The organism is Pseudoalteromonas sp. PS5, assembly GCF_004103255.1.
Lineage (GTDB): Bacteria > Pseudomonadota > Gammaproteobacteria > Enterobacterales > Alteromonadaceae > Pseudoalteromonas > Pseudoalteromonas peptidolytica.
On record NZ_RCSQ01000016.1, the window covers coordinates 43,971 to 58,779 of the forward strand.

9 protein-coding genes are annotated in these 14,809 nt (G+C 41.8%); 6 read left to right on the forward strand and 3 right to left on the reverse strand.

The annotated features are described in order from the left end of the window. Positions 1-222: 222 nt before the first annotated feature. On the forward strand, positions 223-1,704 hold the full coding sequence (putP, locus tag D9603_RS02295) for a sodium/proline symporter PutP (protein ID WP_128729892.1): 1,482 nt from the start codon (positions 223-225) through the stop codon (positions 1,702-1,704). A 207-nt stretch (positions 1,705-1,911) separates the two neighbouring features. Here putP and D9603_RS02300 read toward each other — a convergent pair whose 3' ends face one another. Continuing rightward, the gene (locus tag D9603_RS02300; RefSeq protein ID WP_128729893.1) at positions 1,912-2,172 is read right to left on the reverse strand and encodes a hypothetical protein; all 261 of its coding nucleotides are present in this window, start codon (positions 2,170-2,172) and stop codon (positions 1,912-1,914) included. Between the two features lie 192 nt (positions 2,173-2,364). Between D9603_RS02300 and D9603_RS02305 the strand changes: the two genes are divergently transcribed. Then, positions 2,365-3,597, forward strand: coding sequence for a DEAD/DEAH box helicase (locus tag D9603_RS02305; RefSeq protein ID WP_128729894.1), 1,233 nt, complete (start codon positions 2,365-2,367; stop codon positions 3,595-3,597). Between the two features lie 170 nt (positions 3,598-3,767). Here D9603_RS02305 and D9603_RS02310 read toward each other — a convergent pair whose 3' ends face one another. After that, positions 3,768-5,060 carry an anti-phage deoxyguanosine triphosphatase gene (locus tag D9603_RS02310; RefSeq protein ID WP_194086947.1) on the reverse strand — a complete coding sequence of 431 codons (1,293 nt, stop codon included), beginning with the start codon at positions 5,058-5,060 and terminating at the stop codon, positions 3,768-3,770. Positions 5,061-5,317: 257 nt separating this feature from the next. Between D9603_RS02310 and D9603_RS02315 the strand changes: the two genes are divergently transcribed. The 3 genes from D9603_RS02315 (at position 5,318) to D9603_RS02325 (ending at position 10,124) form a co-directional block, all read left to right on the forward strand. After that, positions 5,318-6,139, forward strand: a complete 822-nt coding sequence (locus D9603_RS02315; RefSeq protein ID WP_128729896.1) for a glucosaminidase domain-containing protein — start codon at positions 5,318-5,320, stop codon at positions 6,137-6,139. After that, positions 6,129-6,785 (forward strand): DUF2987 domain-containing protein, encoded by a 657-nt coding sequence (locus D9603_RS02320; protein ID WP_128729897.1) that lies wholly within the window; start codon positions 6,129-6,131, stop codon positions 6,783-6,785. The genes D9603_RS02315 and D9603_RS02320 overlap by 11 nt, the downstream gene beginning before the upstream one ends. A gap of 672 nt (positions 6,786-7,457) precedes the next feature. Continuing rightward, positions 7,458-10,124 carry a TonB-dependent receptor gene (locus D9603_RS02325; protein ID WP_128729898.1) on the forward strand — a complete coding sequence of 889 codons (2,667 nt, stop codon included), beginning with the start codon at positions 7,458-7,460 and terminating at the stop codon, positions 10,122-10,124. 98 nt (positions 10,125-10,222) lie between these two features. Here D9603_RS02325 and D9603_RS02330 read toward each other — a convergent pair whose 3' ends face one another. Then, the gene (locus D9603_RS02330) at positions 10,223-11,557 is read right to left on the reverse strand and encodes a dicarboxylate/amino acid:cation symporter (RefSeq protein WP_128729899.1); all 1,335 of its coding nucleotides are present in this window, start codon (positions 11,555-11,557) and stop codon (positions 10,223-10,225) included. A 171-nt stretch (positions 11,558-11,728) separates the two neighbouring features. On the opposite strand from D9603_RS02330, the gene D9603_RS02335 reads away from it, so the two are divergent. Continuing rightward, positions 11,729-14,650: a hypothetical protein gene (locus D9603_RS02335; RefSeq protein ID WP_128729900.1), complete on the forward strand. Its 2,922-nt coding sequence runs from the start codon at positions 11,729-11,731 to the stop codon at positions 14,648-14,650. Positions 14,651-14,809: the final 159 nt, after the last annotated feature.

The window sequence follows — 14,809 nt, forward strand, 5'->3', positions numbered from 1 at the left end:
AATGAAGAGTCAGCTCATTTTGCATCCAAACGTCAGATCCCTGAACGCTTCAAAGGAAGATATAGCAAAGTACACTGGTCTCAGGAGGTTGGGTGAGAAGTAGCAGCATGTTATAGTGATCCTTTATGTTTTGGCTTTTATTCAAAGTGAGTTATAAATCAAACAATTGAGCACTATAAAGCTCACATTTGGAGAAGAGCCCAACTTACTTAGGAGGCTAAATTGGAGATAGGTACGATAATCTCACTTGCACTTTACTTCATTGCAATGTTGGGAATAGGGTTGTACGCATATAAAAAGTCCACCAGTGATGTGTCAGGTTATATGCTGGGTGGTCGCAGCTTACCCCCTAGCGTAGCGGCATTGTCAGCAGGTGCTTCAGACATGAGTGGCTGGATTTTGATGGGTCTGCCCGGTGCGATGTTCTTAACTGGATTCAGTAGTACATGGATTGCAATTGGCCTTGTGATTGGGGCATGGTTAAACTATTTACTGGTTGCACCACGTCTAAGGGTTTATACAGAGTATGCCAATGATGCAGTAACAATCCCTGACTACTTTGCCAATCGTTTTGAGGACAAGGGTAATGCACTAAGAATTGTGTCGGCTTTGGTTATCATCATATTCTTCACGCTTTACACCTCATCGGGTGTAGTTGCTGGTGGTAAGTTGTTTGAAAGCTCATTTGGACTTAGCTATGAAAGCGGAATGTATATTACTACTGGGGTAGTCGTTCTTTATACGTTATTTGGTGGCTTTTTGGCAGTTAGTCTGACCGACTTTGTTCAAGGCTGCATCATGTTTATTGCTCTTATCTTGGTGCCACTGGTAACCTTCTCGCTATTGGATAACCCTCTTGGGCAAACCCTGAATGAATTAAACCCAACCATGTTAACTTGGATTGGTTCAGCGGGCGCAATTGGTATTGTTTCTGCGATGTCTTGGGGTCTTGGCTATTTTGGTCAACCACATATTATCGTACGTTTTATGTCAGTTCGAAGCGTAAAAAATATGCCTACAGCACGTCGGATCGGAATGACTTGGATGATAGTTGCAGCTTTAGGTGCGGTTGGTACTGGTTTATTCGGCGCAGCTTATGCTCACGAAAAGGGCATTGTAGTGGAAGATGCAGAAACCATCTTCTTAATTTTGTCTCAACTACTTTTCCACCCCCTGATTGCTGGCTTCTTGTTAGCAGCAATTCTAGCGGCAATAATGAGTACAATCTCATCTCAGTTGTTGGTTAGCTCGAGCTCATTAACAGAAGACTTTTATAAGATTTTTATTCACAGAGCAGCCACAGATAAAGAGTTAGTGCTGGTTGGTCGTATTAGTGTTGTGGTTGTAGCGCTAGCTGCGATTTATTTAGCATATGACAGAGATAGCTCAATTTTAGATTTAGTAAGTAATGCGTGGGCAGGGTTTGGTGCAGCATTTGGTCCACTTGTATTGCTTAGTTTGTTCTGGTCTCGTATGAATTTTGCGGGTGCCCTTGCCGGTATGATTTCAGGCGCAGTGACAGTATTGGTTTGGATCTACGGACCATTTACTTATAACGGTGAGCCGCTTAGTGCGACACTATATGAAATTGTTCCGGGCTTTGTCGTCGCAACAGCTGCAATTATTGTGGTTAGCTTAGTGACAAAAGAGCCAAGTAAAGCAATTACAACACTCTTTAATAAAGTAGAAAATGCGCTAGATTAAGCGAGTGCAGGCGGGCTGTAAACAATGTTTGCAGCCTACTTTTTTGTAATTAATCTGAGCTGCGAATAATTAATGTCTTTCTAACAGCCAGTTTTAGCGTTAACTGTGTTGAGTTCACTTCCAATGGCCGACTATTGATGCGTAAATTCGCCTTGCCTAGAGGATTTAGATACCTTAGCGAGAGTAGGACGTAAAAGCAGTGTTTTCCTACTGTGTTTTTAGGTGTAACAGAAGCGCTAATATCGCCGCGATGGGAGTCGTAACTAAGCCTACCCAGCCGCCGGTGTAAAGCACTGCTAAAATCATGCCTATATCAACTCCTGCTACTGAGCAGTTTGATGTCTCTCTTTGTGATACGTTACACTTTAAAATACTTGTGAACAATTCGGCGAGGATTAATCCTAAAAGCGGCAAAAGTGCGACTATGGCACAGTAAAATAATATCCGTCTAAAATTTTGCGTTTTCATGAATATATCCCTATAAAACTGAACTGTTATGCTAGCTTCGTTACTGAAAACTAGAAAGTCTAATCATCGAAGGTAAAACTGGCTGGTGAAAAAGTCAACATAGATAAATGCAGCGTGTTACAAGGTGCATCGAGCATTCGTTTTTTTGTTATAATCTGCTAATTATCAGCACAATTATACCATTGGCAATTAATGACATTTAACGAATTACAACTTCACCCAGAACTTCTAAGCGCGATTACTGAGCTTGGATTTGAGTCGCCGACACCTATTCAACAAAAGAGTATTCCACAGATCTTAAGTGGTAATGATCTCATAGCAAGTGCTCAAACTGGAACCGGTAAGACCGCCGCTTTTATGCTTCCGATTTTGCATCGTATGCTAAGTGCCTGTGTAAAGAGTGAAAAATCAGTCAGAACTCTGGTGTTAACACCCACTCGTGAGCTTGCGCAGCAAGTGGCTGAACACACGGAGAAATTGCTGAGCCATTCTCACTTGAATGTTGTGTGTTTATATGGAGGGGCGAATATCGGTCCTCAAGAAAAGCGGTTGAAGGCAGGAGTGGATATTGTTGTTGCTACGCCTGGACGTTTACTCGATCATTTAATAAAGGGCACTTTAACGCTCAAGAATATTCAACATTTGGTTTTTGATGAAGCCGATCGCATGTTAGATATGGGCTTTATGGGTGAAATTAAGCGGATCATGCGTACCATGCCGCGTGAGCGTCAAACTCTACTATTTTCAGCAACGGTTGACGATACTGTGCTATCCCAAGTAAAACCTTGGTTGAATAATCCTAAACGAGTGGGTGTTGAAACCCAAAATAGTACCGCGAGCACCGTTACACAAATTTTCTATTCAGTAGACGAAGACCGCAAACGTGAACTTATTTCTCATCTGATTGGCAAAAATAATTGGCATCAGGTACTGGTATTTACGCGCACAAAAAATAGTGCTGATAACTACGCCAAAGAGTTAAATAAAGATGGCCTTAAAACTGCCGCCATCCACGGTGATAAGTCTCAAGGCGCGCGCGATAAAGCACTATCTCAATTCAAGTCAGGCGAAATTCGTGTCTTAGTTGCAACAGACGTAGCAGCTCGTGGCATTGATATTGACTCACTAAACTATGTTTTCAATGCAGAATTACCCTATGTTGCAGAAGACTATGTGCACCGTATCGGTCGCAGCGGTCGCGCCGGGCAAAATGGTCAAGCTATTTCACTTGTGAGTATTGATGAACAATGGCTGCTGGAAGAAATAGAAATTTTCTTAGATGAACGATTTGCGCCGCAATGGCTTCCTGGCTATGAGCCTGATTTAACCAAAGAGCCTAAAGATTCTCGCCGCAACTCCTGTAAGTCCAAAAAGCAACGGGATAAAAAGCGTATTCTTGGTACACGAGCTAAGCGCAGAAAGTAAATAGTTTTCGTTCTACCTTGCAAGGGGAGAAGCTTTTACTAAATGTGCTGGGCAGGCAAATGTAGGCTATGCAATTTGTTACGCAACTTTGCGAATGATTACCTTTGCAACTGCCCACGCTTGCCTCAACTATCGGGTTTTAGACCACTTAATTAAGCTAATCGGTATTACTATCGCTCTCCAGTAAATAAACGCTGATGTGTTTTTCGTGCATACTCATCTGACATACCACCGAGATAGTCTGCCAAAACGCGCATTTGCTGCGTATCATCTCTTGCTTCTTGGTAGAGTGCTTGAGTCGTGTAGGGTAATAAACGCATGGGATCACTGGCAAACACTTCAAATAAATCAATAAGCAGGTTTTGACCACTAAATTCGATTTGCTGCATTTTAGGCTCACGAATAAGTCTCTGATATACAAACAGCTTTAATACTTGCAGTATCTGTTGAAACTCGGAGTCCATCTCAACGGTGAAATGGAGCAATGCTGAGTCAAAATCTGAGTCTTGGACGGTGAGTTTACAGTGCACAATAAACAGGTTTACCAGTTCACCAATTGTGTCTTTACGCTGTGATTCATCTTCTGAAAAAAGGCTCTGTGTGATCCTATCAAGATTATTCTTTAGCCAAGCTGAATCTAGTTTATGTAATTCAGGAAGCGCAAAATTATGCCACTCGGCCTCGTTGAGTGTTTCGGTTGCAATCGCATCCTCTAAATCATGAACCGCATAGGCGATGTCGTCAGCGTATTCCATTATCGCACAATCTAACGACTTAAACTTAGTCTTACGACGGAAGGAGTCTTTCATCTCAGTTTCTTGCAGCTTTGTCTGGTCGTTTTGAGAAAATGGAGAGAGGATCCAGTCAAATACAGATTCGTCACATTGATAGATCCCTTTTGCTGGCAGCCAATCACTCGAGAGTATATATTTTCGACTTTGTGTTTGCGTTGGTTGGTGATACCAGAGTGTGTCGATTAATGCAGGATATTTAATAAATCCGAGTAAGGTGCGGCGTGTTAAGTTCATGCCAAAACCTTTGGTATAAGGCTCCAACTTTGTAACAATACGCAAGGTCTGAGCGTTTCCCTCAAATCCTCCGTTATCACGCATTAGATAATTAAGTGCTATCTCACCGCCGTGACCAAAAGGTGGATGACCAATATCGTGAGCTAGACATAACGTCTCAATCAGACTGGTTGAAGGAAAGTGTTCAAATTCAGGGTGATGCTTTCTCAAGTGACGCAGTAACCCGCTTCCTATTTGTGATACCTCCAACGAGTGGGTTAGTCGTGTTCGATAAAAATCATTTACGCCTATGGCCATGATTTGGGTTTTAGCTTGTAAGCGCCTAAAAGCTGCTGCATGGATTATTCTCGAGCGATCTACCTGCCATGCCGAGCGATTGTCATGAGGCCTATTCTTTTTCTGCTCTAAAAGCCGCTGCTGCCAAGCGTTAACCATCATACTACTTGTTCCTTTTTCTTAAATTCAAGATGTCGTCTAAACTTTGTACGATAACTGCACGAAAATTCGCGTTTAATTGCAGCTTTTGATATTATCGGCCGCTATTTTGAATACTGTAAATTATGACGTATTAAGTGTATCTACACCAAATAGTAACAGAAGAAAGTAATTATTATGTGTAGATCATAGCAAGGTTCTGAGAGTAATAAGGAGATAGGCTCTGCTTTAGAACAGCGTCGCAATGGGGAGTAGGTATGCAAGTAAAATTAATTAAACTATTGGTTGCGTTAGTGACGGTTTGGGCGCTCATCTATCCGTTTCTACAAGAGCCAGAGCCTCAATTTACACCTGTAGAAAATGATGAGGAAGAAATTGAGATTGTTAAAGTAGTGCCTGAAAAGCCACTTCACAGTATCAAGTTACCCAACTTTTCAGCCATTAAAGATATTCAAGCAAAGAAGAAAGCGTTTTTTGATTTTATCAAGCCTCATGTTGAGGCTGAAAACAAGCTGATTTTGGAGCAACGTGCAACACTTGATATCGCGCTGATGATGTTACAATTTGGCGAAACACTGACACGTAAACAGGTTGAAAAAGTTGCTGTTATTTTCTCTAAATACGATTTAAAAAATGAGAAAATCAATGAAGCGTCATTAAAAAAAGCACTGCGTCGAGTTGATATCATTCCAAAAGAGCTAGCATTAATGCAAGCGGCTAATGAATCGGCATGGGGAACTTCTCGGTTCGCGCGGATCGGGTTAAATTTTTTTGGACAATGGTGTTACACCAAAGGCTGCGGTATGATCCCAAAGCGCCGTGCTGATGAGGCTGAGCATGAAGTTCGTGCATTCAAGTCAGTACGTGCAGCTGTTAAATCTTATTTTAGAAATATCAATACGCATGAAGCGTACAAGAAGTTAAGAGGAGTACGTGCAGGCTTGAGAGCCGAAAAAGTACCTATAGAAGCAACGGCACTAACCGCTGGTTTGCTTAGCTACTCAGAGCGAGGCGAAGATTATGTTAGTGAACTAAATGATATGATCAGACACAACAGAGCGTATTTTGATGAAGAATAAACTAGTGGTGGCGGTGGCGCTTTTGGTTACTTGGTGGAGCTCGTTTGCTTTTGCTAGTACCGTGACATTTTCTTATGATAGTTTTTATGACCGCCTAAAAGTCGTGAATAAAGGCGAGTTTGAGTTTGCTCGAGTTGGCTTTTATTTAGTCGACACCGTAAGCATGCAGCCTTGCCAAATTAGTAGTGGTAACATTGTGACAGAATCGGCCAATTTTCAGCTATCGTTTACTGAAGAAGCACAATTATTGTTGCCGTTTGACAAAGCGCTTGATAAGGATAAAGCGAAAGTCATTATTGATACCCAAGGTGGCAATACAGAATGCCAGCTAAAAATGCAAATAGAGGCAGAGCTATTTCACGCCGACTCTATTAGCAGGTCTGATTTATACAAGATGCAGATGGAATTTGAATCCTTATTAGCAGATCTGTCAGGTTTCTTTATTAAGCACTTACTATCCTTCCTTTTACCAGAGCATAAAGGGGTGATCGTTACATTTAACGATGATGCGGCTTTAAAAAGTACAGCCACACAGTGTAATACGCAGAACTGCCAAATTAGCATTCCATCAAGCTGGGAGCATAATACAGCGCCTTTTGCAAACGCAGCGGATATTAAATCAGTTCAACCTTGGCTCGCGTTGTAACACTAATTTTAAGTATAGATATGTCACGTTCACTGTGTTGCCAGGTATAGCACAAAAACGCAGTGAACTTTCCCTTACTCATGTTATCACACCAAAAAACTCAGTAATTCCAAACGTCACATAAGTAAGCAATGTGGTGCCCGTTTCCAAGTTTGCCTTATACCCATTAGCTTTAATACTTGCCTGCTCAGTTTGAAGAAGCAAATCAGACGTTAACTGCGTTAAAAATTTCTTATGTAACAACTAAATAACCTGATCTGCGGATAAAGAATGCCTTTCTAGTAGCCAGTTTTAGTGCTAACTGCGATGAATTCACTTCCAATAGCTAGCTATTGGAAGTGAATTTGCCTTGCCTAGAGGGGGAAAGGTACTTCAGCGAGAGTAGGGCGCGGAAGTGGTATTATCGACAAGATTTTCTCGCCTCAAAATAGCAAGCTTAATGAAGTTTATGGTATTGAGCACTCCCCTTTTTAGCTGATATTTTTATTGTTTTTTTATCAATAATATCAATATCTAATTAATCTTGTCATTCATCTTGTATAGTTGTAGGTACAACCCTTAAATGGAAACTTAATGTTAAATAAATGCGTTGTTAAAGTTTCAATGGTGTGTTAATAATGGCTTGATTATTAAAAAAACTACAGAGTAATTATTAACTTAAGGGGAAACAGGATGACCTATAAATTACCACTCAGTGCGCTCTCCATAGCAGTGTTAATCGGCATGAATCAACAAGTTAACGCTGAAGAAACAGAACAAGTAGAACGTATTGAAGTGACAGGTTCACATATTAAGCGTACAGATCTCGAAGGCCCTTCACCTATCCAAAGTTTATCTGCTGCGGATCTTGCATCAACAGGATCAACAGATCTCATCGGTGCATTACAAAAATTACCGGTATCCGGTGCTGGTACATTCAGTACTCAAGGTAACTCGAGCGATGATACCGCTAATGGCGGCTCTAGTGTGGCACTTAGAGGGTTAGGAGCGTCATCGACATTGGTGCTTATAAATGGCCGACGTGTTGCAGTCAGTCCATTTGCAAAAGACATTGAAACGTCATTTGTTGATTTGAATACCATACCAGTATCATCGGTAAAACGTATTGATATTTTAAAAGACGGTGCTTCAGCAACGTACGGCTCTGATGCGGTTGCAGGTGTAATTAATATTATTTTACGCGATGACATAGACGGGTTTGAAGTTGCAGCTAAGCTATCAGACACTGCTGATGGTGGCGCTGATGAGCAAAACTTTACTATTTTGTGGGGATCGTCAACGCAAAATGGTCATCATAACTTTTCACTGGATTACTTTAAGCGTGGCCACTTAACTTATGCTGATCGGGACTATACAGCATCTGCAGATCAACGCTTTAGAGGAGGAAATAACTCCCTAAGTTCGGCGGGTTATCCGGGCAGTGTTGAGGTAGTCAAAAGTATGCTAACGGATGAGCAGTGGGCAAGACTGCCAGTCGTCCGTACTGAAGATGATGGCACTCAAGTGAGACAAACAACTTTTGCTGATATTTGGGGTAACGATACCTGCGATCCTGCGCTAGATATTGGCAATATTTGTCGCTATGACTTTGCGTCACATATGACTGCTATCCCTTCCACAGAGCGTATTAGTTTTAACTACAATGGCGTGCAAGAAATTATGGATGGGGTTGAGGGATTTGCAGAAATCTCAGCTCAACATACATCAACCTTTATTCAAGGTGCAGGCTCTCCAAGCTTCACTGAGTTATTTATGGATGGTGACAACCCAAACCACCCACTATTTAACGATCCGGACCACTTTTTACATGGTGTAGATATTTCAATGCGCCGCCGTACTGTGGATATAGGTAATCGTAAGAAAGATGTTGATTCAGAGTATTATCGTGCAGTACTTGGTGCACGTGGTGAGTGGCAAGCTTGGTCATGGGAAATTGCTTACTCGGCGATTCGCTCAAGTGCAGTAGAGAAAGGCTTTGATGGTTTCCCTAACAAAATAAGAGCACAACAAGCAATTGATGAAGGGCTATGGAATCCATTTGAACCAAGTACTAACACAGAAGCGGGACTGGCATTTTTTGAAACAACGACAACACGTTACGGTGCATCAACAATGCAGTCACTAGACGGTACGGTGTCAGGTGAATTATTTGAACTTGGTGCAGGTTATGTTGCAGCTGCATTTGGCTTTGAACATCGCTATGAGAAAATAGAAGACAACCCTGATAGCCAGTATATTCGAGGAGAAATCTTCGGTACTGAAGCGACCCAAGCGAATGGTGATCGTGATAACACAGCAATTTTTGCGGAGTTTAGTGTACCGCTACTTGACACGCTAGAGTTACAATTAGCCTTACGTTATGAAGATTACAGTGACTTTGGTACCACTACAGATCCAAAAGTGGCATTCCGATGGGCGCCTCTGGATAGTTTAGTTGTGCGTGGTTCATGGGGTACTGCATTTAGAGCGCCTTCGTTAGTCCAGCTACATCTTGGCCGGACTGACGAATCACCAAGTGTGATTGACCGAGAACGTTGTCGCCAAACTGGTGCAGATGATGACTGTAGCCCTTATGAGTATACTGCTATTGTCTCTGGTAACAAAAACTTGCAACCTGAAGAGTCTGAAAACTATAACTTAGGGGTAGTATGGCAAGCCACTGAAGACTTTAGTATTGGTGTTGATTACTGGAATTATGAACAGGAAGATCTCATTAAGAAGATAGGTGCGCAAAAGCTGGTAGATTGCTGCGGTACTGATCCTAATTTAGTTGTGCGAGCGCCTAACCAAGGCAGTACGTTAGGTCGTATTCTAACAATCAATGATACTTTCGTTAATATCGGTGGACGCGAGACGGATGGCTTCGATGTTAATTTAGCATATGCACTAACAACGCAAGAGTTAGGGGAGTTTAAGTTTAATTACAATTTAACTTATGCGTTAAGCTTTGAAGAACAATCGTTTGCAAGTGACGAGCAGGGCAATTCATTCAACCTTTCTGAGGATCTAAATGGTGAATACCAACATCCTGAATTTCGCTGGACTGCTGGTGTGGATTGGGCGAAAAACGATTGGCTAGCAAATATCAGTGTTAATTACATCGATTCATATAGGGATCTTGCTGATAGCGAAGGCAATAAGTACAAGATTGACTCTTGGACCACGGTAGATACTAGTGTGAGTTACATCGGTGTTGAAAAGCTGACGGTGACATTAGGTGCATCTAATCTATTTAATGAGGAAGCACCATTAGCGCCATCCGAGTCTATGGGTATTGATAATAAAACGCATAGTATTCTTGGTCGCCAAGCATACGTGAAGTTCGCTTATCAATTTTAATCGCTTGTTTAAGCACAAAGCCGCACTTTGAAGTGCGGCTTTTTAGTGTTTAGCCTTATCGCTTTGAATAAGGATAAAACTAACTGTAATAATTGGGATCAGGCCTTGACTCTAGAGGTTGTTTCTTCAAGCTCTTTTGCAGCGTCAGGATCATTGAAAACAGCGATATCAAATTCATTTTCTGATTTCGCAACGACACAAGTGACCATACAATCACCAGTGACATTAACAGCAGTTCTCGTCATATCAAGTAATCTATCGACACCGATAATTAACGCAATCCCCTCAACAGGTAGTCCAACTTGATTTAACACCATAGCCAACATAATCAAACCGACACCTGGAACGCCTGCAGTACCAACAGAGGCGAGTGTGGCTGTAAGAATAACCATTAAGTAATCATTTATTGTAAGGTCAACGCCGAATACTTGGGCAATAAAGACAGTTGCTACCCCCTGCATAATCGCAGTACCATCCATATTGATAGTTGCACCAAGCGGTATAGTAAAAGAAGCAACCGAATTATGCGCACCTAACTTTTTAGTTGCGGTTTCTAATGTCACTGGCATAGTCGCGCTGGAACTCGAGGTGCTAAATGCAAACATGCAGGCATCTTTCATTTTTTTGAGGAAAACAACCGGGCTTAGCCCTGTAAGTAACTTAAACAAAATAGAGTAGTTAATAAACGCATGAATAAGCAGTGCCAAGACTACCACCATAAAGTATTTTCCAAGCTCAACAATTAAGCCCATATCGATGGTAGTAAATAACTTGGCCATCAAACAAAATACCCCGTATGGTGCAACGTTCATCAGTAAAGTGACAAGCTTTAGTACAATAGTGTTTAAATCTTCAAATACTGCGGCCAATCGAGCCCCTGCATCTCCACTCAGTGCCATGGCAATACCAAACAACAGTGCGAACACAATGATTTGCAACATATTGCCGTTAGCCATCGCATCAATCGGGTTGGTTGGGAACATGTTGATAATAACTTGAACTAAGGTTGGCGCTTGCTTTGCATCGAACGAGGCTGTGCTGGGTACTTCAACGTCTCCACCTGGAGCAAAAAACAGAGCCAGGGTTATCGCAACTGTAATTGCTATCGCAGTTGTGATCAGATAAAGACCGATAGATTTCCCACCTAATCGGCCTAACTTTTTCGGATCGCTTAGACTACACGTACCACACACTAATGAAATAAAAACTAAAGGAACAACAAGCATCTTTAAGCTTGCAATAAAGATTTGGCCACCGATATGAAACAAACCATCAACAAAAAAACCTTTAACAGGCAGGTCAAAAAGACCTAAAGGTATAAGTACTTCTTTGCTGTCGCCAAGTATGGTCTGGAGTATAAAGCCTAACGCTACGCCTAATACCATACCTATCATAATGCGCGCCGTTAGGCCCATTTTTTGATTTTCTGACATTGTCCTAACACTATGTATTTTAAAATCCGTAAAGCTTAACAGGCTTAGCGCAGATGAACAGCATTTAGCGATAGAAAATCGAGTTAATCTAATAAAAAATTGTGATTTTATCGCTAAAATTGGGTTACTATTGAGCAATAATAAAATTAACTTAGCTAGGGAGACAGGTAAATGCCCTTGATGCGCTATTTTGGCTTGCTGATAATCGCATTTTTACTGACTGCATGCGGCGGTGGCGGCAGCATTCAAAAAGATACTGACAATGGAAATGGTGATGGTAGTGATGGCACATACGCTATAACATTATCAGGTTCAGACAGCGACGGTAATACAGCAAATACACTTTCGTCCACTTCTCCTCTCATTATTACAGCAACATTAACAAAAGATGGCAGCGCGCTTGCGAACAGTCGTGTTGTTTTTGAAAGCGATGAGTTTGCAGTAATGGAACCTAGTTCAGGTTCAGTGTTAACTGACACAGAAGGGAAAGCTTCGGTTACCCTAAAGGTAACCAATGTGGTCGGAGCTGGCCGCATTACAGCGTCTTACGAACAAGGTAGTAACACAGTATCAAAGACGTTCGATTTTACCTCTCAAGGTGGTGGTGATAACTCAGATAATACGGCCTCAGGTAAGCTTGAGGTGATGCTACTAAGCCAGTGTCCTGTGGGCTGGGATACAAATCGTGACCAAGCAATGATAGATCCAATTGCGGCGGGGTGTACGCGTGTTAATCAAGTGTCATCAAATGAAACTGCTGATATTTTTATCAAACTCACCTCAAGTCAAACAAGTGATGCAATCGCTAATGCGCTAATTAGTGCTGAAACTACATTAGGTATCATTTTACCTGCAACTGGCACAGCGTTAACTGATAATTTTGGTATTGCTATCTTAAAGTTTCAACCTGGAAATCAAGGTGGTGCAGGGACGATAACCGTAAATTCACCAGACTATGTTGATGTTACCCAAGCAATTAACTTTAACGTCGGTGTTGCGCAGCTAAATGTGTCTATTGATAACGGCCTAGTTGATGGTGATGGCGTTCAACAACAGCTTTCAGCTGGTGGTAGTACCGTGATTACTGTAACGCTGAAAGACCAAAATGGTGCCTTAATTAATAGCGCATTTGAGGTGGCATTTAGTTCCCCTTGTTCATCTGCTACACCGGCTTTGGCCGAACTTGATGAAAGTGTGAACACGTCAAACGGTATTGCACGCTCTACTTACCGCGCTAAAGGCTGTCAAGGTGAAGACCGCATTTCAGTGACCATTCAAAACGGTAGTTCGCCAATTAACAAAGAAACCACGATTGAGATCGACAGTGCACTTGCACAGGCCGTACAGTTTTTGCCAGAAGAAGAAGGCTTCAACCAGTTTATTGCTTTACCTCCAGGCGAAGGGGGCTTGCCGACGCAATCAGTCGTGAGCTTTAAGCTAGTCGATGAAGACAATCTTGCAATTCCCCGTGCTCGTGTTGATTTCAGGTTATCTGATGAGCAAGGCTTGGCCTCTCTTACGCAAATTACGGGTAATACCAATGCTAATGGTATTGTGAGAACTACAGTTAAGTCAGGTATCGTACCGGGACCACTTGTTGTTAGTGCATGTTATATCCCAGAAGAATCTTACGTTAACTTGCCAGATGGTGACGCAATAACTTGCTGGACAGATATTGCAAAAGCATGTAACGATACTGATGCCACAAACGATGATGTTCGTTGTCCTACCGGCGTTATGCATACAATCCCACTAAGTGAACAGATTTTTGGTGTGTCTTCAGGCTTAATATTAAGCTCTGGTGTTACCGATCAAGATACATTTGATGCCTCTCCAACCACGTTTAATACCAATTCACTTAATTATAATGGGGTAACCACCGATATAAGGTTATTTTTTGGCGATCAATTCAACCAATTTAATGCCGACGGGGTCGCTGCAACCGTTATTGCAGAGGCTGGGGCAATAGGTAGCCTTGATTCTGATACTACGTATGACTGCCGAACCAACAATGCTTCTTGTTCTGTAGTTTGGCGTAGTCAAGGTGTTCGTCCTTTTACTGATCCGAAGTGGGGCAATCGGCTAAATAGTATTCCACCTCGTAAGGTTGGCGTAGTTCCTAACACTTCAGAAAACTGGAATTGTGATCCATACTTTGGCCAAGCTGCTCCTTGTATTGATGGCATGAAGAGACAAAAAGATGCACCATTAGAAGGAACAGACCCGTTTGCTGACGATCGGATTGTTATGGGTGCTCGAGTGAGTGTGCTAGCTTTCGTTAAAGGTCAAGAGACTTATGTTGACAAACCATCAAGCGATGGTATTTCACGTCGAAATGGTCAATTTGATATTGGTGAGTTCCGCGAAGAATTTGACTTATCAGAAGCATTCCTTGATACCAATGAAAACTTCCGCTTTGATGAAGCGATATGTGACACGTCACCTAATACAGGACCTTGTTCACCAACGGGAACAAGTACCGGTGGGCATGATGATATTTGGATAGACAACGATAATAACGGCTTTTTTAATCAGCCAGACGGTCGTTATAACGGTTTACTATGCTCACCAGAAGCTGAGGGTGATGCAAAGGGGCAGTGCTCACGAGAGTTGGTAAATGTATATAGTCAGTTTGAACTTGTGATGTCTGGTGATGACGTATATACACGTTTCACTGTTGCAAAAGGCGATATAGGTGGAAGCTGCACTAGTTCTAGAGGATTGGTACTCGAAGTATCAGATGATAGTGAACATTGTGATATAGAGTCAGTTGACTTTACTGTACAAAATGCTTGGCAATCGGTACCAATCAAAATTTATTTTTCAGATATATTTGGTAACCCACTACCTGCTGGTACCGAAATTGAGGTATCAACGAATAACGGGGAATTAGCGTCAGGTACTGTCACCTCTGCGGTTGGAAATACTAACACCGATATTGCACAAAGTATTACTGTAACACTGGTGCAGGAAACAGAACCAAATAATAAAAGGGACGGGTTTTTAACGATTAAATTTACCTATCCTGCCCTTGGGGATTCATCTGAGCAAAAGGCGCAGTCTGTAGGTATATTTGTCAGAGACGCAGGTTAATTCTTCAAATGCCAACTTTCGGGTTGGCATTTTTCTTTCTATTCCTTTATATTCCCGTGCCTTAACCTTATATAAAAGAAAACGTCCCTAAATTGGCTGTTTATTGTACATAAATTGGATAATAATTCAGTGATCAGGGAAAAGTTCGTATATTTAGCT